This is a genomic window from Roseibium sediminis, from assembly GCF_008711325.1.
In the GTDB taxonomy this organism is placed as follows: domain Bacteria; phylum Pseudomonadota; class Alphaproteobacteria; order Rhizobiales; family Stappiaceae; genus Roseibium; species Roseibium sediminis.
Genome location: NZ_VXDB01000005.1, coordinates 122,146 through 142,180, shown reverse-complemented (window position 1 = coordinate 142,180; position 20,035 = coordinate 122,146). Strand labels below are relative to the sequence as shown.

The 20,035-nt window shown below is 57.6% G+C and carries 19 protein-coding genes; 5 read left to right on the top strand and 14 right to left on the bottom strand.

What is annotated here, in order from left to right; all coding sequences use genetic code 11:
- Positions 1-2: 2 nt before the first annotated feature.
- The 9 genes from F0155_RS06765 to F0155_RS06725 form a co-directional block, all read right to left on the bottom strand.
- Positions 3-2,414: a PAS domain-containing sensor histidine kinase gene (locus F0155_RS06765; protein ID WP_208999162.1), complete on the bottom strand. Its 2,412-nt coding sequence runs from the start codon at positions 2,412-2,414 to the stop codon at positions 3-5.
- A gap of 345 nt (positions 2,415-2,759) precedes the next feature.
- Positions 2,760-4,148: an adenosylhomocysteinase gene (ahcY, locus tag F0155_RS06760; protein WP_150523736.1), complete on the bottom strand. Its 1,389-nt coding sequence runs from the start codon at positions 4,146-4,148 to the stop codon at positions 2,760-2,762.
- 226 nt (positions 4,149-4,374) lie between these two features.
- Entirely contained in the window at positions 4,375-4,818 is a 444-nt protein-coding gene (locus F0155_RS06755; RefSeq protein ID WP_150523735.1) for a hypothetical protein, read from the bottom strand.
- Positions 4,819-4,839: 21 nt separating this feature from the next.
- Positions 4,840-5,499: a SatD family protein gene (locus tag F0155_RS06750; protein WP_150523734.1), complete on the bottom strand. Its 660-nt coding sequence runs from the start codon at positions 5,497-5,499 to the stop codon at positions 4,840-4,842.
- Positions 5,500-5,650: 151 nt separating this feature from the next.
- Positions 5,651-5,920 (bottom strand): HPr family phosphocarrier protein, encoded by a 270-nt coding sequence (locus tag F0155_RS06745; protein ID WP_192913767.1) that lies wholly within the window; start codon positions 5,918-5,920, stop codon positions 5,651-5,653.
- A 17-nt stretch (positions 5,921-5,937) separates the two neighbouring features.
- Positions 5,938-6,342 carry a PTS sugar transporter subunit IIA gene (locus F0155_RS06740; protein WP_150523732.1) on the bottom strand — a complete coding sequence of 135 codons (405 nt, stop codon included), beginning with the start codon at positions 6,340-6,342 and terminating at the stop codon, positions 5,938-5,940.
- A gap of 101 nt (positions 6,343-6,443) precedes the next feature.
- Positions 6,444-6,911 carry an HPr kinase/phosphorylase gene (locus F0155_RS06735; RefSeq protein WP_150523731.1) on the bottom strand — a complete coding sequence of 156 codons (468 nt, stop codon included), beginning with the start codon at positions 6,909-6,911 and terminating at the stop codon, positions 6,444-6,446.
- Positions 6,912-6,913: 2 nt separating this feature from the next.
- Entirely contained in the window at positions 6,914-8,716 is a 1,803-nt protein-coding gene (locus F0155_RS06730; RefSeq protein ID WP_150523730.1) for a sensor histidine kinase, read from the bottom strand.
- Positions 8,717-8,727: 11 nt separating this feature from the next.
- Entirely contained in the window at positions 8,728-9,426 is a 699-nt protein-coding gene (locus F0155_RS06725; protein ID WP_150523729.1) for a response regulator transcription factor, read from the bottom strand.
- 478 nt (positions 9,427-9,904) lie between these two features.
- Here F0155_RS06725 and F0155_RS06720 point away from each other — a divergent pair, with 478 nt between their 5' ends.
- The 5 genes from F0155_RS06720 (at position 9,905) to F0155_RS06700 (ending at position 14,802) form a co-directional block, all read left to right on the top strand.
- Complete coding sequence (locus tag F0155_RS06720; RefSeq protein WP_150523728.1) at positions 9,905-11,515, top strand: phosphoenolpyruvate carboxykinase; 1,611 nt, start codon at positions 9,905-9,907, stop codon at positions 11,513-11,515.
- A 127-nt stretch (positions 11,516-11,642) separates the two neighbouring features.
- The gene (locus F0155_RS06715) at positions 11,643-11,993 is read left to right on the top strand and encodes an XdhC family protein (RefSeq protein ID WP_150523727.1); all 351 of its coding nucleotides are present in this window, start codon (positions 11,643-11,645) and stop codon (positions 11,991-11,993) included.
- Positions 11,994-12,013: 20 nt separating this feature from the next.
- Positions 12,014-12,703 carry an XdhC family protein gene (locus F0155_RS06710; protein WP_150523726.1) on the top strand — a complete coding sequence of 230 codons (690 nt, stop codon included), beginning with the start codon at positions 12,014-12,016 and terminating at the stop codon, positions 12,701-12,703.
- Positions 12,703-14,307, top strand: coding sequence for an NTP transferase domain-containing protein (locus tag F0155_RS06705; RefSeq protein WP_150523725.1), 1,605 nt, complete (start codon positions 12,703-12,705; stop codon positions 14,305-14,307). Before F0155_RS06710 ends, F0155_RS06705 begins: the two co-directional genes overlap by 1 nt.
- Before the next feature lie 291 nt (positions 14,308-14,598).
- A complete protein-coding gene (locus F0155_RS06700) occupies positions 14,599-14,802 on the top strand; it encodes a hypothetical protein (RefSeq protein ID WP_150523724.1) in 204 nt (67 codons plus the stop codon).
- Between the two features lie 203 nt (positions 14,803-15,005).
- Here the strand turns inward: F0155_RS06700 and F0155_RS06695 are convergent, their stop codons facing one another.
- From F0155_RS06695 to F0155_RS06675, 5 genes are all read right to left on the bottom strand, one after another.
- Positions 15,006-15,413: a F0F1 ATP synthase subunit epsilon gene (locus F0155_RS06695; protein ID WP_150523723.1), complete on the bottom strand. Its 408-nt coding sequence runs from the start codon at positions 15,411-15,413 to the stop codon at positions 15,006-15,008.
- Positions 15,414-15,510: 97 nt separating this feature from the next.
- Positions 15,511-16,935 carry a F0F1 ATP synthase subunit beta gene (atpD, locus tag F0155_RS06690; RefSeq protein ID WP_150523722.1) on the bottom strand — a complete coding sequence of 475 codons (1,425 nt, stop codon included), beginning with the start codon at positions 16,933-16,935 and terminating at the stop codon, positions 15,511-15,513.
- A gap of 23 nt (positions 16,936-16,958) precedes the next feature.
- The gene (locus F0155_RS06685) at positions 16,959-17,840 is read right to left on the bottom strand and encodes a F0F1 ATP synthase subunit gamma (protein ID WP_150523721.1); all 882 of its coding nucleotides are present in this window, start codon (positions 17,838-17,840) and stop codon (positions 16,959-16,961) included.
- A 32-nt stretch (positions 17,841-17,872) separates the two neighbouring features.
- Positions 17,873-19,402, bottom strand: a complete 1,530-nt coding sequence (atpA, locus tag F0155_RS06680) for a F0F1 ATP synthase subunit alpha (RefSeq protein ID WP_150523720.1) — start codon at positions 19,400-19,402, stop codon at positions 17,873-17,875.
- Positions 19,402-19,962, bottom strand: coding sequence for a F0F1 ATP synthase subunit delta (locus tag F0155_RS06675; RefSeq protein ID WP_150523719.1), 561 nt, complete (start codon positions 19,960-19,962; stop codon positions 19,402-19,404). Before F0155_RS06675 ends, atpA begins: the two co-directional genes overlap by 1 nt.
- Between the last annotated feature and the right edge of the window lie 73 nt (positions 19,963-20,035).

Here is a 20,035-nt window from a genome sequence, read left to right as displayed (position 1 = left end):
GCTTATTCTGCCGCGATGCTGCCGGAGAGTTCCGGCTTGGCGGGGAAGGTGCAGGTGACCGTTGTTCCCTTGCCTTCAACGCTGTCGATATCCACCTTGCCGCCGTGCAGTTCAACGAAGCTCTTCACGAGTGAGAGACCGATCCCCGCCCCTTGACGGCGTGCGCCGGTGTCATGGCCAACAAAGCGGTTGAAGACCTGTGTGAGGATATCTGCCGGTATGCCGCACCCGTGATCCTTCACAACGAACTCAATTGCCTCGTCTTTCCGCTTGCAGACGACATCAACAATGCCATCTTCATCGGAGTAGCGGACCGCGTTGGAAATCAGGTTGTAAAGAACCTGCCGCAGGCGCTTTTCATCGGCGACCATCACGCCGATATCGTTCGGGACATCCGTGCGAAGATTGATCCGCGCCTCTGCCAACCGGTCTTTCAAACCCTCGACGGCAGCGGAGACCGTGGCTGCCACATCCACTTCGCCAAGATCCAGCTCCATGATGCCCGCATCAAGCGTCGCCAGATCGAGAATGTCATTGATGATCGCGAGCAGGGCCGAAGACGAGGAGCGGATATAGTCGGCATATTCGCTTTGCTTGTCAGACAGTTCACCGAATTTCGGATCGGTCAGCAGCTGGGCAAAGCCGATGATGTTGGTCAGCGGTGACCGCAATTCGTAGGACACGTGCTGGACAAAGGCGTTCTTCAGTTCGTCGGCCTGTTCCAGTGCCTCGTTCTTTTCAACGAGCGCACGCTCCACATTCACGCTGTCTGTAACGTCCACGAAGGTGACAAGCGTGCCGCCGTCGGGAAGCGGAACGGTGGCATAATCCAGGATCGTGCCGTTGTGGCGCTCCATGCGGCTGGAAACCTGCGTCCGGTTGTCGACGAGGCTTGTGACATTTGCGGCCAGTCGGCCCCAGGCATCCTGCTCAGGCTGGGACAGGGCGCAAACGCTGATCAGCTCCTTGACGTGGGGCAACTGCGAAAGACGATCTTCCTCGAAGCTCCAGATGTTGCTGAAGGCCGGATTCCAAAGCCGCAAGCGACCATCGGAACCGAACACCGCAACGGCTTCGGAGAGATTGTCGAGCGTCTCGCCCTGAACACGGATCAGCGCGTTGTAGCGGCTTTCAAGATCCAGTCGCTCGGTGACATTCTCGTAGATATAAATCACGCCGCCCTGCGGGTGCGGGCTGGCGATGACGCGCAAGGTGCGGCCGTCCGGCAGGTGCCACCAGTTTTCCTTGGACTCAACCGACTGGTAGTTCTCCAGCATGTTGTTCCGCCAGACGCGGTAATCGGCCTGTTCCGGCAGCTTGCGCGCAGCGCGCAGCGCATCAAGAACGGCGCCATCTTCCGGAGAGCTTTCAAGGAAGGCAGGATCCAGACCCCAAAGCTGGCAGAAGGCGGCATTGTAGAATTGCAGCTTCCGGTCGCCGCCGTAAATGGCGACAGCGGTTGCGAGCTGATCCAGGGTCCGGCCGTGGAACTCCTCGGCGCGCGTCAGTTCCTTGCCAAGCTGGTCCAGCTCGGTGATATCGATTGCAACGCCTGCCCCGCCAACATTGGCGGTGACATCGGTTACCTCGAAGACGCGCCGCTCGCCAGCGGCCACCATCGGAATGCGGGACGTAAAGCATCCGTCTTCATTGCGGTCCTTGCCGAGAGCCTCGCGTGCAGCCGAATCAAGGAAGTCCGCGCCGTTTTGCACAGCAGCCTTGGCATCCGGGGCATCGACAGCCTTCGCATAAGCCTGATTTGCCCAGATAAGCTTGCCATGGGCGTCACGTTGCCAGGCGGGAGACGGCAGCGCATCCAGCAACGCATGCAACATATGCAATTCGCCAGAGATGCGAGCATTGCGAGCCGAAATCTCCGCCTGGATCTGGCGCTCACCGGTCATGTCACGCAGACGAAGGACAACAGCCCCTCCAGTCGTGCGACCAATCGCCTCCACATAAGTGCCAAGGCGTGTCGTCAAGGTGCAGGTGAAGGTCTCACCGCGACTGAAAAGGGCATCAAGCCGACGCTCAAGGTCGGATGCGCATTTTCCGGTCAGCCAAGACCCGAAGGCAAGCAGCTGGTTTGTTGCACGCGGCACGCCGGACTGCTCCGGCAGAACGCCCCAGACCTGCGGGGCATTGCCAGCACCCGACCAGACCACCACGCGCTGCTCGTCGGAGTTCAGCATGGCCTCAAGCCGGTCGACACGCAGCTTGAGTTCGCTTTTTTCGCGGTGAAGGCTTTCGGAAAGAATGCCGGAGCTGCGACGCTGCCGCAAAAAGGCAACGGACGCCGTGATTGCAAATGCACAGACACCACCAAAGGCGCCGAGCAACATGACGGTGTTGGGATCGATAGAAGGCAAGGACAGAGACGCCTCATCAGCGGCCTGAGCCAGACTGGGCACCATCAAGGTTGCGCTCGCCGTTGCGCACCATACCTTTCCGGTTGCCAGAATCCTTCCTCGCCACGCCGAGCGATTACGCCCAGCGCTGAAGCCGCCTATCGGCATTCCAAATCCCCTTACGCCGCCTTTTATCCGGCCCGGGCTTTTGCCCGGATAGCCTGGAAACAAATCAGGGGCTTGTGCCTCAACGCCCTTGATTCGTTAAAACCATAACCTTTTTGGGATTCGCGAAGAAGAGTCTCTTGCCAAAAAGTTAACGAGACCCACTGAAACAATGATTCCCGTTAACCTTTGTGATTCTGGCAGATTCCGGCAGACCACTAAATATTGAGTCTGCCGGCATCCAAATCAGTATTTGTAGTGTTCGGACTTGAACGGACCGGTTTTGCTAATCCCCAGATATTGGGCCTGATCCTCTGTCAGTTCTGTCAGGGTCACACCCAGCTTCTCGAGATGAAGGCGTGCGACCTTTTCATCGAGATGCTTCGGCAGAACGTAAACCTCGTTCTTGTACTGGTCGCCGCGGCTCCACAGTTCGATCTGCGCCAGCACCTGGTTGGTGAAGCTGGCGGACATCACGAAGCTCGGGTGACCGGTGGCATTGCCAAGGTTCACGAGACGGCCCTGGGACAGGAGGATCATCCGCTTGCCATCCGGGAACTCGTACATATCGACCTGATCCTTGACCGGGCGAAGCTTGGTGTTCTTCAGCGCGGCAACCTGGATCTCGTTGTCGAAGTGACCGATGTTGCAGACGATGGCCATGTCCTTCATGCCACGCATATGGTCGAAGGTGATGATGTCCTTGTTACCGGTCGCGGTGACATAAATATCGCCTTCCGGCAGGGCCTGTTCCATCGTCTTGACTTCAAAGCCGTCCATGGCCGCCTGAAGGGCACAGATCGGGTCGATTTCGGTGACGATGACGCGCGCGCCCGCACCGGCGAGAGACTGGGCAGAGCCCTTGCCGACGTCGCCATAGCCACACACAACGGCAACCTTGCCGGACATCATGACATCGGTGCCGCGGCGGATACCGTCGACCAGGGATTCACGGCAGCCATAGCGGTTGTCAAACTTGGACTTGGTGACGCTGTCATTGACGTTGATGGCCGGGAACGGCAGCTGGCCGTTCTTCTGCATTTCGTAAAGACGCAGAACGCCGGTGGTGGTTTCTTCCGAAACGCCCTTGATGAGGGCCTTCTGCTTGGTGAACCAGCCCGGGTTTGCAGCAAGGCGCTTCTTGATCTGCGCGAAGAGAGCAATTTCTTCGTCGGACTTCGGATTTTCGATGAGGTGGGTTTCGCCAGCTTCAACTCGGGCACCGATCAGGATGTAGAGCGTTGCGTCGCCGCCATCATCCAGGATCATGTTTGCGCCTTCCGGGAAGTCGAAGATCTTGTCGGCATAGTCCCAGTATTCTTCGAGGGTTTCGCCCTTGATGGCGAAGACCGGAATGCCGGCAGCGGCGATTGCTGCTGCAGCCTGATCCTGCGTGGAATAGATGTTGCAGGATGCCCAGCGAACTTCTGCGCCCAGCGCGACGAGGGTTTCGATCAGAACCGCAGTCTGGATCGTCATGTGCAGGGAGCCTGCAATGCGCGCGCCCTTGAGCGGCTTGGAGTCACCGAATTCGGCGCGGCAGGCCATCAGGCCCGGCATTTCGTGTTCGGCGATTTCGATTTCCGTGCGGCCCCAATCGGCGAGCTTGATATCCTTGACGATATAGTCGGTCATGAAAATTTCCTGAGTGGTTGTCGGCAGCTACCGAACAGTTGTCACAGGCCGGAAAAAGATACTCGGCCTGACCTTTTCAAATCCGGGCAGACGCATGTCCCGCCATCACGATTGAGCGGGTTATAGCGCGCAAGGGTTTCCACTTCAATAAAGATATAAAGAAATCTTTATATCAAATCCGAACTGTTTGAAACATGACATAGCAAAGGGAGATGCGGGCATGTGGCTACTTTGACGTGTCCAGAAGAGCGTGCGGCAAGACACCGAAGCCAAACTCCCGGTCATAGGCAACGATCATGATGGCAACGACAATTGCCCATATGATGCTGCTCAAGGAGCCGATCAGGAAATATTCGGCATTCAGCCGCTTATCCAGATCCTTGTAACGCGTCACGGATTTCAAGGCGATCACGGCAGCAAGGATCTGCCAGTTGCCCCAGACGAGCCCGACGACCAGCAGCACCCTCTCCAGAAGACCAATCACCCGGCCAGCCTTGAGCTCGCGCTCGACCTTTGCGGGCGGGGTTTCTTCGCCTTCCGTCTCCGGCAGGATCTTGCCGTCAACGGCAAGGTCGACAACGCGTTTTACAAACAGGTTGCCGAGTTGCCAGAGAACAGGCACGAACAGCGCATATCCGGCCAGAACCAGTATGATGTTGAAATACGTCATGAAAATACGCTGTCCCCGAAATCATCTGCCCGCGGATTCGTGGGCCCTCAAATAACCGGATATGGCATCAAGCTGCCGTTGGTAGAGCTTCAGGTTAGCAGCTTCCAGCCCCTTGTATACCGCCCTCTTGCTGACGCCGTGCCGATCTGCAATCTCGACTACATCAAGACCGGATAACAGGCTTTCGCGGATATATAACTGCTGACGCTCGGTCCATCCTTCCTCGAGAAAGGATAGGGATGAGCCAATTGCGTCCAGCAAGGGAGGAAGATCCCCGTCTTCTGGAAAGGAAAAGCGATAGGCATTCGGATCCTGCTTTTCCTCAAGCCGCCCCCGCGCCTCGGCCAACCCTCGCCCCAGCATATTCCAGGCGGAGCTCTTGTTCAGTGGTGTTTCCAAATGAACATCGCCGACGACGAACCGACATCGCACGCCCTCGTGCAAGAGCTCAAGCCTCATTTCGTGAGCCACCCGAAAGGCTGCCGCCCGCGAGGAAAACAGACCCTGAAATTCATCACCGAGGGTGATCGTCAGCGGCGAAGCAATGTCATCGCCATGCTTTTGGTTTGCTGCATCCACACTTCTGTTGAACACCACATGCAGATGCTCGCGCGAGGGGAACTGCTCGCTTTCAACGATGTCGCCCATCAGCACAGTGTGGTTCCTGGGTACCTGCCCCATTGCCTGCCAATCCCCGTTTTGGTCTAGACACAAACCAGATAATGAACTCTTTTTGGTTCATTTTTCAATAATGAAATAAAAAAGGTTCACTTTCAACAAGTGAACCTTCCAGATAATCTTCAGCGAAGATAGGCCCTGCGACTGAATTCTGTCAGTCCGCTTCTCCGAACCCGTCGCAAACCAGATCGGAAATGGCCGTCATTGCCTCTTCGGCGTCACTGCCTTCCACACGCACCTGAATGCTGCATCCGCGACTTGCCGCCAGCATCATCAATCCCATGATGGAAGTTCCGTCGACCGTCTGACCATCCTTGGAGACCTCGACCCGGGAGTCGAACGTTTCCACCAGTTTCACCAGCTTCGCAGAGGCCCGCGCATGCAGGCCCCGTTGGTTGACGATGTTCAGTTCTTTTTCAAGCACGGCAGGGTTCACCTGAATCAGTTTTGTCCGGACAGCACCTGACTTGCCACGGAAATATACTTCTGGCCGGCCTGGCGCGCTTCGTCGACAGCATCAGCCAAGGGACGATCTACGCGCACGCTTGCGAGCTTGATTAGCATCGGCAGGTTCACACCAGCGACAACTTCAACGGACGTGCCGTCCATGACGGAAATGGCGAGGTTGGAAGGCGTCCCGCCGAACATGTCAGTTAGAAGCACCACGCCTTGCCCGCTGTTGGCCGCCCTGACGGCCGCCAGAATGTCCTGCCGCCGCTGCTCCATGTCATCATCCGGACCAATCGAAATTGTCTCCACCTGTTCCTGAGGGCCGACAACATGTTCCAGCGCAGCCTTGAATTCCTCTGCAAGGCGGCCGTGGGTCACGAGTACAAGTCCGATCATGAGTTCTGCGATCCGGTATCTATGATGAATATGGTTCTTAAAGCAGCCGAGGGCACTGTCGGCAAGTGGTTCTGCGCATGCAAGCAAAATCGGCTCCTGCCTTAAAAGTAGTCCGGCCTATTGGGGAAAAGCTCTCGCAAGACCCACCGAAGGCGGCGCAATCCCTCATCGCTCCGATTTTCCGCCAGTCGGCACCGGGGAAGAAGCAGCCCTTCCAGCAGTATCCGGTCTGTCGACGCCTCCGGCAATCGATCAATTTCCGACAGGGGCATCAGGTCGACCACCAGATCCACCGCGGCGGACGGCAAAAAGCCGGTTTCGAGAATGCCAAGTCCGCGCACCTCAAGTTTGCCGGCAAGAGCTCCCGCCGGATGCGCGACGACATGATGACCATCCCCTTCAAGGTGAACGCGGTCATCTCCAACCCAGGCGGCAAAGGTCCCCCTGCTGCGGGCCGTTTCCACCAACCTGTCGCAGAAACTCGATTTGCCCGCTGCCGACGGGCCGCGCACAAGAACACCAAGGGTGCCAAAGGCAACACAACTGGCGTGAATGGTCGGGATTGCCATGATCAGTGTCCGGCAGGAAGACGAATTGTAAAGCGGGCACCGGAAATGGCGTCAGATGCACCTGCACCCTTGCGGTTTTTCGCGGTGATGGTACCGCCATGCGCTTCCACGATCTGCCGCGAGATTGAAAGCCCAAGACCGGAATTGTTGCCGAAACCTTCACTGTCGGGCCGGTCCGTATAGAACCGCTCGAAGATCCGGTCGATATTCTCCGCCCGAATGCCGGGACCGTCATCATCAACGGTGATCTCGGCCCACTTTCCAACCCGGCTCAGCCCAATCCGGACGGAGCCATCGGAAGGTGAAAAGGACTGGGCATTGTCGATGAGATTGCTGATGACCTGACCAAGGCGAATGTCGTGGCCCTGCACTTCATAGGGATGGTTGCCTGGAGCATCTGCAACGGTCAGGCGAACGCCGACACTTTCCTTGCCCGTTCGCTGATTGACGGCATCGCCGATCGTTCGCAGCAGGACGGCAAGATCGATTGGCTCTGCCTGAGCCCGCGCCAGCTCCGCATCAAGACGCGAGGCATCGGAAATATCGCTGATCAAGCGATCCAGCCGGCGGACATCGTGCTGGATGACATCAAGAAGGCGACCGCGCGATTGATCCGATTTGGCAAGGGGCAGAGTTTCAACCGCGCTGCGCAAGGACGTCAGCGGGTTTTTCAATTCATGCGCCACATCCGCGGCAAACCGCTCGATGGCATCGATGCGGTTGTAGAGCGCGTTGGTCATGTCCCTGAGCGACCGGGCCAGATGACCAAGTTCATCCTGCCGATCGGCAAATTCCGGAATTTCCTGACGTGTGTTTGAGCCCTTTCGAACCCGGTCGGCCGCAGCGGCAAGGCGGCGCACGGGACCGGCAATCGTTCCTGCAAGCAAAATGGAGAGGAGGATCGTCACGGTGGACGCGACCAGGAAGACGCGCATGATCGCAAGGCGTTCGGCCCGCACGATGGCATCGATGTCGCCGCCCTGGGTGGAGAGCAGCAGAGAGCCAAGAACCGCGCGAAAGCGCTGGATGGGAACGGCAACCGAGACGATCAACTCGCCACGCGGCGACACACGTACAACGCTGGCAGGAGAACCGGACAGGGCTGCGGCCACTTCCGGATAGGCGCGCCCGTCACCGGGGCCAACCTCTTCATAGAGCGGCAGCTCTCCCTTGCGGAACCAGAGCTTCAGCGATTCCCAGGTTTTCTCGACAAACCCAGGCTCGTCGACCACAGGCGGCGGCAGGTCGAACCTCAGGATCTGGGCGCTGGAATAAAGATGGCGCGAATCGATGATCAAGATCCCATCGGGATCGTAGATTCGCGCACGGGTCTTGGTCGGGGAGATAAGGCTTCGCAGTACCGGGCCAACGCGCTCGGGATTGACCGGAAAGTCCAGAAGGTCCTGATCATCGCCTCCAGGCGCAATGCTTTCACCGGCCTGCAGCTGTAAAAGGCGCTCCGGGTCCACGGTGATTGCGCCGGTATCGACCGTTGCGGATGCGGCAATGGCCCCGGCAATGATCTCGCCCTGCGTGAGGAGGCTCTGCACCCGCGCGTCAATGAGACCTGCGCGAAACTGGTTGAGATACAGGATGCCAATCACGAGCGCGATCAGGCCAACCAGATTGATGGCGATGATCCGCCGCGTCAGCGACGAAAGCACATAGGTGCCGAACACCCTGCCGAATTGGGAAAGGACGCGCCGCCTCAGGCGACGGTTACCAAACCAGCGCAACTGGGATCGATCCGTTCCGCCAGCCGGTGCTCGCGACACATCTTCCGTCTTCTCGCTTTCCACCGCCATGGAAACGGTCTTCAGACCTCCCTGAACCGGTAACCGACGCCGTAAAGGGTTTCGATCATGTCGAAATCATCGTCGACCAGCTTGAACTTCTTTCTCAGGCGCTTGATGTGGCTGTCGATGGTCCGGTCGTCAACATAAACCTGATCATCATAGGCTGCGTCCATCAGGGCATTGCGGCTCTTGACGACACCCGGACGCTGGGCGAGCGATGACAGGATCAGGAATTCTGTAACCGTGAGCGTCACCGGCTTGTTGTTCCAGGTGCAGGTGTGGCGCTCCTGATCCATGACCAGAAGGCCACGCTCGAGCAGCTTGTCTGCATCCTGCCGCGGAGCCGAGGTATCGCGCGGCTGAGCACGGCGAAGCACTGCACGAACACGTTCCACCAGCAGGCGCTGCGAGAACGGTTTGCGGATGAAGTCATCCGCGCCCATCTTCAGGCCGAAGAGTTCGTCGATCTCGTCATCCTTGGAGGTGAGGAAGATCACAGGCATGTCCGAGTTCTGGCGCAGGCGCCGCAACAGCTCCATGCCATCCATGCGCGGCATCTTGATGTCGAAGATTGCAAGGTCGGGAGAGTCTGACTGCAGGCCCTCCAGTGCAGAGGAACCATCGGTATAGGTCTGCACACGATAGCCCTCCGATTCCAGAGCAATCGAAACCGAAGTCAAAATGTTTCTGTCGTCATCGACCAAGGCAATTGTCGGCATGCGTTTTCTAATCCGTTTCCAAACTCAACTGGCAAGATGTCTTGAGGAAGACCCAGCGTTTTCTTGGCGCTCCAATTGCGCATAAAATATGGCACCACCTGATGATTACACCCTCAAACGGACAATCAGAAGCCTTTTGAGGCAGAAATAGGCTTTTCCTGCTGCGCAGTTAGTTTTTATCCGGGACTTCTCGGTCAGGGCGACAATTTTCAGCAAATTTTCCCACAGTAGTGGCGCGGTCAGTTAAAGACGTTCACGCCTTGCGCATTTTTTCGGACTCCGAATTAATTATTTAATCGATCAAATTTTTTTTTAATCGATTAAAGCCCGTTGAGTCAGGACCCTGCGTCTTGTTGCAGTTTTCTACATCCATTACTTTGCCGGACACAGTTGAGGGGCGCGATTTCAATCGGTCGCGCACTGAAATCCTCACCTGCTCAACGCTTGAATTGGCCCAGATCACAAGGACTGCGGGATCATGCTCGAACAAGGCGTCAGGAATCCGTCGCATGGTGTAGAAACCTTCGGCTTGAAAAACCTGAAGGGAGTTTATTGGAACCAGAGCGAGCCTGCGCTTTATGAGTATTCACTCTCGCGCGGTGAAACCAGACTGGCCGCCGGTGGCGCGATTGTCGCCGAAACCGGGATCCACACCGGTCGTTCCCCGAAGGACAAGTTCGTTCTTGAGGACGACGTTACCCGGAACACCGTCTGGTGGGACAACAATCAATCCATGCAGCCCGAGCAGTTCGAAACGCTTCTGGCTGATTTCCGTGCACACGCCGAAAACCTGGACCTGTTTGCGCAGGATCTTTATGGCGGTGCCGACCCCAAGCACCGTCTGAATGTTCGCGTCTACACCGAGTATGCCTGGCACTCGCTGTTCATTCGCAACCTGCTGCTGCGCCCGGAAGCTGCCGAGCTGGCCAGCTTCGTTCCGGAAATGACCATCATTGACCTGCCGAGCTTCAAGGCTGACCCGGCCCGTCATGGCTGCCGCAGCGAGACGGTCATTGCCTGCGACTTTACCCGCAAGATCGTTCTGATCGGTGGCACGTCCTATGCCGGCGAAATGAAGAAGTCGGTCTTCACCTTCCTGAATTACCTGCTGCCGGCCAAGGGCGTGATGTCCATGCATTGCTCTGCCAATGTGGGCGATCAGGGCGACACCGCCGTCTTCTTTGGTCTGTCAGGCACCGGTAAGACGACGCTTTCCGCCGATCCGAGCCGCACGCTGATCGGCGATGACGAGCATGGCTGGAGTGAAGATGGCGTCTTCAACTTTGAAGGCGGCTGCTATGCCAAGACCATCAAGCTGTCTGCTGAAGCAGAGCCGGAAATCTACGCCACCACACAGCGCTTCGGCACTGTTCTGGAAAACGTGGTTCTGGATCAAAACCGCGTTCCGGATTTCGATGATGGCTCGAAGACCGAAAATACCCGTGCGGCCTATCCGATCCACTTTATCTCCAATGCGAGCAAGACAGGTCAGGCCCCGGTTCCCAAAACCATCATCATGCTGACCGCTGATGCCTTTGGTGTGCTGCCTCCGATTGCCAAGTTGACGCCGGCACAGGCCATGTACCACTTCCTGTCCGGTTACACTGCAAAGGTGGCTGGCACGGAAAAGGGCGTGACCGAGCCGCAGGCGACCTTCTCGACCTGCTTCGGCGCCCCGTTCATTCCGCGCCATCCGTCCGAATACGGCAACCTGCTGCGTGACCTGATTGCAAAACACAATGTGGACTGCTGGCTGGTAAACACCGGCTGGACCAGCGGTGCCTATGGTGTTGGCCATCGCATGCCGATCCGCGACACCCGGGCGCTTCTGCATGCGGCGCTTGATGGCAGCCTGAAAGGTGCCGAGTTCCGCACCGATGCCAATTTTGGCTTTGCCGTTCCAGTTGCGGTTGACGGCGTGGACGGAAAGATCCTGAACCCGCGCGACACATGGGCTGACAAGGCTGCCTATGACGCACAGGCTGCCAAGCTGGTGCAGATGTTCATCGACAATTTCGGCTCGTTCGAAAACCATGTCGACGGCGATGTGCGCGATGCTGCTCCTGTGGTTCAAGTCGCAGCTGAATAAACGCCAGCAGCGCAAGTTCATTGAAAGGCGGCGGGTTCTTCCCACCGCCTTTTTTTGTTGGCCTTTCGGCTCGCTGTTTTCTTCCAGTGCGATAGCTATATTGTCAGATGATGAAGGAGACACGGCCATGACCGAAACAACGCCCCTTTCACCTCAGGATGTCCTGCATACTGCAGAAAGCTGGGCGCAAGCCGGGCGTGCCGTGGCCGTTGCGACGGTGATCGAGACCTGGGGGTCAGCTCCAAGGCCGGTTGGTTCGCATCTGGTGATCGATTCGGAGGGGAATTTCGAAGGCTCCGTTTCGGGTGGCTGCGTGGAGGGGGCTGTTGTCGCCGAAGCCGTGGACGTGATTGAGACGGGAAGACCAACTACGCTCGAATTTGGCGTTGCGGATGAAACCGCCTGGCAGGTTGGCCTTTCCTGTGGCGGGCGCATTCGGGTCTATGTCGAACCCGTCACTATTGCACCGCAGTCCTGAAATTTCGGAGCGTCATTAAGATGGACCTTACTCTCCTGACCCGCCTCAACCAGCTTCGATCCAACAGGCAAGCCGCCATACTGGTCACCAACATGAGCGACGGCAGCCAGAGGCTGGTGGAAAAGGTAACGGACCTGATCGGTGATCCGCTCAAGGAAGACCTCGAAAAGCGCTTTCTTTCCGGAAAGTCCGGACATGTCGAAACCCAAGCGGGATCGTTTTTTCTGACCGTTTCCGTTCCCTCCCCACGCCTGGTCCTGATTGGGGCTGTCCATATCACCCAGGCACTGGTGCCGATGGCTCAGATTGCCGGCTTCGACGTGACCGTCATCGACCCGCGTACGGCTTTTGCCACCGAAGATCGGTTCCCCGGTACTCTGCTCAAGGCCGAGTGGCCGCAAGAGGTGCTTGAAGAGACACCGCTGGACGCCTACACAGCCCTCGCTGCCGTGACCCATGATCCCAAGATCGACGATTATCCCTTGCAGCAGGCCCTGCGCGAGGGGTGCTTTTACGTGGGAGCTTTGGGCAGTCGAAAGACCCACGGCAAACGCCGCGACCGGTTTCTGGAAGCCGGATTTTCCGATGAGGAATTCCGACGGATCGATGCGCCGATTGGCCTCGATATCGGTGCTTCCTCTCCGGCCGAAATCGCCGTTGCCGTTCTTGGAAGCGTGATACAGGCCCTGCGGAAGCCGGAGGCCCGATAATGGAATTTGGACCGGTGCCGATCGGAGAAGCCGAAGGATGTGTCCTCGCTCATTCCACCCAGGTTTCCGGCAGGACCCTCAAGAAGGGGCATGTTCTGACCGGGGTGGATGTCCGTGGCCTTGCCGTCGCGGGGATCGAAAGCATAACCGTAGCCCGCCTTTCAGCCGATGACACTGGCGAAGATGAGGCTGCGCATAAGATCGCACAGGCCGCTGATGGCGGAGGAATGTGGCTTGATGCGCCCTTCACGGGCCGCGTGAATCTCTATGCCGACGCTCCGGGCGTCTTCGTTGCCGATGAGACCGCAGTCAATTCGCTCAACCGGGTTGACCCGTCGATCACGCTGGCGACCCTGCCCAACTTCGCGCGCGTGAGCGCAGGGCGAATGGTGGCAACCGCAAAGATCATTCCCTTTGCAGCTTCAAACACCAAGGTCCGCGAGGCTGAAACCCTGATAGCGAAAGGTCTGCGTGTTTATCCCTTTCGCTCCCTGAAGGTCGGCCTGATCGCAACGCAGTTGGATCACCTCAAGCCAGCCACCATGGACAAGACCCGCCGGGTTCTTCAGCAGCGTCTTGATCTCAGCAACAGCAGCATCATCTGCGAAAAACGAGTCCCCCATTCTGCCGAGGCTGTAGCCGAGGCAATGCGTGAACTGAAGTCGGGAGGGGCAGAGCTTCTGATACTCTTCGGGGCATCTGCAGTGGTCGACCGCAAGGACATTCTGCCTTCAGCAATAGAGGTCGCAGGAGGTCGTGTCCGTCATTTCGGCATGCCGGTTGATCCGGGGAATCTCTTGCTGCTTGGTGAGCTTGATGACACCCCGGTCATAGGAGCGCCGGGCTGTGCCCGCAGTCCGCGGGAGAATGGTTTTGACTGGGTTCTTGACCGTATTCTCGCCGACATACCCGTGACCGCTCACGATCTGTCCGGAATGGGCGTTGGGGGGCTTTTAATGGAAATTGAGAGCAGGCCCCAGCCACGGGAGATCAGGTCGACCTCGCTGCAACCGCGAATCGGTGCTGTTGTTCTTGCCGCCGGGAAATCCAGCAGGATGGGCGGGCCAAACAAACTGTTGGCACATCTGGATGGGAAGCCAGTCCTGCGCCATGTGGTTGAGGCTGCAATCGGTGCGGACCTTGCCGAGATTGCTGTGGTCTACGGGCACATGCATGACAGGGTCCAAGGCGCGCTGGCGGATCTTCCAGTCATTGCAGCCTACAATCCGGACTATGCCGACGGGATGGCCAGTTCCATCCGGACCGGGATGAATGCTCTGTCACCAGAGCTCGATGGCGTCCTGATTCTGCTTGGCGACATGCCGCGAATAACCACCGGCGATATGAAGGCGCTTACAAATGCCATGACCGAGACCGGCAAGGGCATTGTGATGGCTACAGCAGACGGCAAGCGGGGTAATCCTGTTCTCTGGGACCGGCGGTTTTTTGCAGACCTGAGGGCGCTTGAAGGCGATATCGGCGGCCGAAATCTGGTATCGGATCATCCCGAGCAGGTTGCGGAGGTTGAGATCGGAGGGGCTGCCCGGCTTGATCTCGACACCCCGCAAGCTCTTTTGGATGCTGGTGGAATCCTTCCAGAGTAGAAGTTTCTACCGACCAAAGGATTCACAGTGTGAAACCGGAGAACCGGTGAACATAATCTTAATAATACCATTAGATATGCGCGACACGCAGGGCTCTTATTCGCTTCGCTCTATTGCATTTTCGTGACAACCGATTTATCTACACCCTGCGTTTGAAGTGAAGCTCTGCCACATCGTGGGGCTGATGGACAATCGCCTAATCCGTAATTGAACGAAAGCTGTTCGGATCCTTTCCTCCCAAAGGATGCTCGAGCGTTTTCGCCATGCGTCTTTGAGGAAGAGGAATATACGATGGATAACATGAGCCTCCCGCGTCCGGGTTGCTGCAAGTGGGCCGAAGGCGACGCGGGAAACTACACGTTTCCTTGCTCGAACCGTGTTGAGGCTGGTGTCTCCTATTGCGATGAACACAGCGCCATCGTTTACATCCCGCCGGAAGAGCGCCGCCGCAGCCGGTCCGGCAGCGTGCCGATGACATTCCGCCGCGCCGCCTGAGGCGAGGCACAGAGAACAAAGCTGCTTGAAAACAAAAGCAGATCTGTGCGGTTACCGCACACACCTGAAAACCCGGCCACTGGTCGGGTTTTTTGTTGCCCGGGATTTGCGCGATTTTGGTTTGGAATCCAATGCAAACGAGACAAACAAAAAACGCGGCCAAATGACCGCGTTTTAGGTAATCCAGATAGTCGAATGCCGTATCAGGCTGCCTTGAGGGCCGCAGCAACATCCTTCAGCTGTGAAAGCTGCATGGATGCCCTCTGACGAGCTTCGTCATCCTTGGCATCGGTAACGTCTTCTTCAGCGTTCTTGATCTGCTGTGCCAGATCATCGGCGCTGATTTCGGAAACCGGCGTTGCACGCTCGGCCAGAATGGTCAGCCCATTCGGGCCGGCATCGGCAAAACCACCCCGCACGAAGTATTCATCCCAAGCATTGCCATCCTTGCGGACCTTGAGGATACCCGGCTTGATGGTGGACATGAACGGGCTGTGGTTCTTCAGAACGCCAAACTCGCCCTCGGTTCCCGGAACAACAACTTCCAGAACCTGTTCGGAAAGCAGGAGGCGCTCCGGCGAGACCAGTTCAAACTGAAATGTATCGGCCATTTGGCGTCTTTCCTATCAGTCGACTTACGAAAGGACCTTTGTACGGTCCCCGAACTCGGGAATCCGGCGCGATCCATCGCGCCGGATTCTTGAATTATCAGGCAGCTTCTGCAGCCAGACGCTGTGCCTTTTCGATCGCCTCATCGATGGAGCCAACCATGTAGAAGGCAGCTTCCGGAAGGTGATCATATTCGCCGGCAACCAGACCCTTGAAGCCCTTGATCGTGTCTTCCAGAGCCACGAGCTTGCCCGGAGAACCGGTAAAGACTTCAGCCACGAAGAACGGCTGGGACAGGAAGCGTTCGATCTTGCGAGCACGGGCAACGGTGAGCTTGTCTTCTTCAGACAGTTCGTCCATGCCGAGGATGGCGATGATGTCCTGAAGAGCCTTGTAGCGCTGCAAGGTCACCTGAACCGCACGTGCGGTCTCGTAGTGTTCTTCGCCAATGATGTTGGCGCTGAGCATACGAGATGTGGAATCCAGCGGGTCCACAGCCGGGTAAATACCCTTTTCAGCGATAGAGCGGTTCAGAACCGTCGTTGCATCCAAGTGGGCGAAGGTCGAAGCCGGCGCCGGATCGGTCAAGTCATCGGCAGGCACGTATACGGCCTGAACAGACGTGATCGAGCCCTTGTGCGTGGTCGTAATCCGCTCCTGCATGGCACCCATGTCGGTTGCCAGTGTCGGCTGATAGCCAACTGCCGAAGGAATACGGCCAAGAAGCGCAGACACTTCGGAACCAGCCTGGGTAAAGCGGAAGATGTTGTCCACGAAGAACAGAACGTCTTGGCCCTGATCACGGAAGTCTTCCGCGATCGTCAGACCGGTCAGCGCCACACGGGCACGGGCTCCGGGAGGTTCGTTCATCTGGCCGTAAACCAGCGCAGCCTTGGAGCCTTCTCCGCCGCCTTCCTTGTTCACGCCGGATTCGATCATTTCCCAGTAAAGGTCGTTACCTTCACGGGTCCGCTCGCCAACACCGGCGAATACAGAATAACCGCCGTGCGCCTTTGCAATGTTGTTGATCAGTTCCATGATCAGAACTGTCTTGCCAACACCAGCGCCGCCGAACAGACCGATCTTACCGCCCTTTGCGTACGGAGCGAGAAGGTCCACGACCTTGATGCCCGTCACAAGGATTTCCGCCTCGGTGGACTGTTCCACGAATTCAGGAGCGTCCTGGTGAATTCCGCGCTTGGTTTCGTGCTTGATTTCACCGGCTTCATCAACCGGCTCACCAATCACGTTCATGATGCGGCCCAAAGTGCCAACACCGACCGGCACAGAAATCGACGAACCAGTATCGACGACTTCCTGACCGCGCACCAAACCTTCAGTTGCATCCATTGCGATGGTACGAACAGTGTTCTCTCCGAGGTGCTGTGCAACCTCCAGAACCAGGCGCGAGCCCTGATTGTCCGTCTCCAGAGCGTTCAGGATCAGCGGCAGGTTGTCATCGAACTTGACGTCGACAACGGCGCCGATGACCTGGGTGACTCTTCCGACATTCTTGTCAGCCATATCCCTATCCTTGTCTCGATCCGTCAGAGCGCTTCCGCGCCCGAGATAATTTCAATCAATTCTGTGGTGATCTGAGCCTGACGCTGGCGGTTATAGCTGATCGTCAGTTTGTCGATCATCTCGCCTGCGTTGCGGGTCGCATTGTCCATTGCAGACATGCGTGCCCCCTGTTCAGATGCAGAATTCTCAAGAAGCGCGCGGAATACCTGAATGGAGATGTTGCGAGGCAACAAGTCCGCCAGAATTTCAGCTTCATCCGGCTCATATTCGTAGATCGCCGCCGCGCCGCCTGCCTCTCCTTCCGAGCTCTCAAAGTGAGCCGGAATGAGTTGCAGGGCACTCGGCACCTGGCTGATCACCGATTTGAACTCGGAATAGAACAGCGTGCAGACGTCAAACTCGCCTGCATCGAACATGGAAAGCACTTCCCGGCCGATTTCATCCGCGTTATCGAAGCCAACGTTCTTCACGCCGCGCAGTTCGATCGTCTTGATGACATGCTCGCCAAGGTCACGCTTGAGGGAGTCGTATCCCTTCTTGCCGACACAGAGAATTTTCACCGTCTTGCCCTGCGCAATCAGGGTTTTGGCCCGTTCCCGCGCAAGTTTTGCGATGTTCGAGTTGAAGCCGCCGCACAGGCCACGTTCGGCAGTAGCGACGACGAGCAGATGCACGTCGTCCTTGCCTGTACCAGCCATCAGCTTCGGCGCATCGTCGCGGCCTTCAAAGGCCACGGCTAGGTTGGCCAACACCTCACCCATGCGTTCCGCATAGGGCCGGGCGGCCTCCGCAGCGTCCTGAGCACGACGCAGCTTCGCCGCGGCCACCATTTGCATGGCCTTGGTGATTTTCTGCGTCGCCTTAACAGAAGCGATGCGGTTTCGTAGGTCCTTCAGGCTCGGCATGGCCGCCCCTGCTCCTTATCCCGACTGAGGTCTTAAGCGAAGTTCTTGGAAAACTGATCCAGCGCAGCTTTCAGCTTGCCGGTCAGCTCGTCATCCAGGGCTTTCTTTTCCCAGATGGCGTCCAGAAGGTCAGCATGTTCCCCACGCAGGAAGAGCAGCAGAGCTTCTTCGAAATCACCCACGCGATCGACCGGAAGCTTGTCGAGATAGCCGTTCACGCCGGCGTAAATGACAGCAACCTGCTCCTGGGTCTTCAGCGGCGAGAACTGCGGCTGCTTCAGGAGTTCGGTCAGGCGGGCACCACGATTCAGCAGACGCTGGGTGGTCGCATCGAGATCGGAGCCGAACTGGGCAAAGGCCGCCATTTCGCGGTACTGAGCCAGCTCACCCTTGATCGGGCCTGCAACCTGCTTCATCGCCTTGATCTGAGCAGACGAGCCCACGCGGGACACCGACAGACCGACGTTAACGGCCGGACGGATACCCTGGTAGAACAGGTCCGTTTCAAGGAAGATCTGACCGTCTGTGATCGAGATCACGTTGGTCGGGATAAAGGCCGACACGTCGTTGCCCTGGGTTTCGATAACCGGAAGTGCGGTCAACGAGCCTGAGCCGTGGTTTTCGTTCAGCTTTGCTGCACGCTCCAGCAGACGGGAGTGCAGGTAGAAAACGTCGCCCGGGAAAGCTTCACGTCCCGGCGGGCGGCGGAGAAGCAGGGACATCTGGCGGTATGCCACAGCCTGCTTGGAAAGGTCGTCGTATCCGATCACGGCATGCATGCCGTTGTCACGGAAATACTCGCCCATTGCGCAGCCTGCGAAGGGTGCAAGGAACTGCAGCGGAGCCGCATCGGAAGCGGTCGCAGCGACGACGATGGAGTATTCAAGAGCGCCGTTGTCTTCCAGAACCTTGACGAACTGGGCAACGGTGGAACGCTTCTGACCAACGGCCACATAGATGCAGTAGAGCTTGTTGCTCTCGTCATTGCCTGCATGCAGCGGCTTCTGGTTCAGGAAGGTGTCCAGAATGATTGCGGTCTTGCCGGTCTGACGGTCACCAATGACCAGCTCGCGCTGACCACGGCCAACCGGGATCAGGGCATCAATTGCCTTGAGACCAGTGGACATCGGCTCATGAACGGACTTGCGCGGCAGGATGCCCGGCGCCTTGACGTCCACGCGGCGCATTTCAGCGCCTTCGATCGGACCCTTGCCGTCGAGCGGGTTGCCAAGCGGGTCAACAACGCGGCCCAGCAGGCCCTTGCCGACCGGGACTTCCACGATCGCGCCAGTCCGCTTGACGGTGTCGCCTTCTTTAATGTCACGGTCAGAACCGAAGATAACGATACCGACGTTGTCTTCTTCCAGGTTCAGAGCCATACCCCGGACACCGCCCGGGAACTCGACCATTTCACCGGCCTGAACATTGTCCAGTCCGTAAACACGGGCGATACCGTCACCGACGGAAAGCACTTGACCGACTTCCGAGACTTCGGCTTCCTGACCGAAGCTCTTGATCTGGTCCTTGAGGATGGCGGAAATCTCCGCGGCCCGAATATCCATCAGCCGACCTCTTTCATCGCGAACTTGAGTGAATTGAGTTTGGTCCGCAGCGACGTGTCGATCATGCGGGAGCCGACCTTGACCACGAGGCCACCGATCAGCGCAGGATCAACCGAAGCTGCGATATTTACCGATTTCCCGCGGGAAGCAGACAGCGCTTCCTTCAGGGCTGCGACATGCTCGTCCGACAGAGGAGTGGCCGAAACCACCTCGGCGGTTTCTTCACCGCGCTTTTCTGCCAGCAGGGCCTTGAAGCCCTTGATCATGCCGGGAAGTACGAAGAGACGCCGATTTTTGGCGGTCAGCTTCACAAAATTGGCAGCAAGGCCGGAAATTCCAGCCTTGGCGAGAAGTGCCGTGAGCGCACCAAGCTGCTCTTCAGCACTGAAAGCGGGGCTTTTCACGAGACGGTCGAGATCCGTGCTTTCATTGAGGAGGCCCTCAAATTTAGCAAGATCCCGTTCCACGTCGGCAGTCACACCCTGTTCCTCAGCGAGGTCGAGGAGGGCGGACGCATATCGCAATGCCACGCCGGATACGAGAGATACGTTGTCAGTCACCAGGTCCGAGCTCTCTGACGTTTTTCAGGCCCGCAAAACAGCTAGTGTTCGCAAGGCATTGAAAAAATGAATG

Excerpts from the sequence above, each read along its gene's own strand:
- F0155_RS06700 (WP_150523724.1), top strand. The coding sequence starts at position 14,599 with ATGGATAACATGAGCCTCCCGCGTCCGGGTTGCTGCAAGTGGGCCGAA.
- ahcY (WP_150523736.1), bottom strand. The coding sequence starts at position 4,148 with ATGACCGACTATATCGTCAAGGATATCAAGCTCGCCGATTGGGGCCGC.
- F0155_RS06710 (WP_150523726.1), top strand. The coding sequence starts at position 12,014 with ATGGACCTTACTCTCCTGACCCGCCTCAACCAGCTTCGATCCAACAGG.
- atpA (WP_150523720.1), bottom strand. The coding sequence starts at position 19,402 with ATGGATATTCGGGCCGCGGAGATTTCCGCCATCCTCAAGGACCAGATC.
- F0155_RS06735 (WP_150523731.1), bottom strand. The coding sequence starts at position 6,911 with ATGGCAATCCCGACCATTCACGCCAGTTGTGTTGCCTTTGGCACCCTT.
- F0155_RS06720 (WP_150523728.1), top strand. The coding sequence starts at position 9,905 with ATGCTCGAACAAGGCGTCAGGAATCCGTCGCATGGTGTAGAAACCTTC.
- F0155_RS06755 (WP_150523735.1), bottom strand. The coding sequence starts at position 4,818 with ATGACGTATTTCAACATCATACTGGTTCTGGCCGGATATGCGCTGTTC.
- F0155_RS06715 (WP_150523727.1), top strand. The coding sequence starts at position 11,643 with ATGACCGAAACAACGCCCCTTTCACCTCAGGATGTCCTGCATACTGCA.
- F0155_RS06750 (WP_150523734.1), bottom strand. The coding sequence starts at position 5,499 with ATGGGGCAGGTACCCAGGAACCACACTGTGCTGATGGGCGACATCGTT.
- F0155_RS06740 (WP_150523732.1), bottom strand. The coding sequence starts at position 6,342 with ATGATCGGACTTGTACTCGTGACCCACGGCCGCCTTGCAGAGGAATTC.
- F0155_RS06685 (WP_150523721.1), bottom strand. The coding sequence starts at position 17,840 with ATGCCGAGCCTGAAGGACCTACGAAACCGCATCGCTTCTGTTAAGGCG.
- atpD (WP_150523722.1), bottom strand. The coding sequence starts at position 16,935 with ATGGCTGACAAGAATGTCGGAAGAGTCACCCAGGTCATCGGCGCCGTT.
- F0155_RS06705 (WP_150523725.1), top strand. The coding sequence starts at position 12,703 with ATGGAATTTGGACCGGTGCCGATCGGAGAAGCCGAAGGATGTGTCCTC.
- F0155_RS06725 (WP_150523729.1), bottom strand. The coding sequence starts at position 9,426 with ATGCCGACAATTGCCTTGGTCGATGACGACAGAAACATTTTGACTTCG.
- F0155_RS06730 (WP_150523730.1), bottom strand. The coding sequence starts at position 8,716 with ATGGCGGTGGAAAGCGAGAAGACGGAAGATGTGTCGCGAGCACCGGCT.
- F0155_RS06765 (WP_208999162.1), bottom strand. The coding sequence starts at position 2,414 with ATGGTGCCCAGTCTGGCTCAGGCCGCTGATGAGGCGTCTCTGTCCTTG.
- F0155_RS06695 (WP_150523723.1), bottom strand. The coding sequence starts at position 15,413 with ATGGCCGATACATTTCAGTTTGAACTGGTCTCGCCGGAGCGCCTCCTG.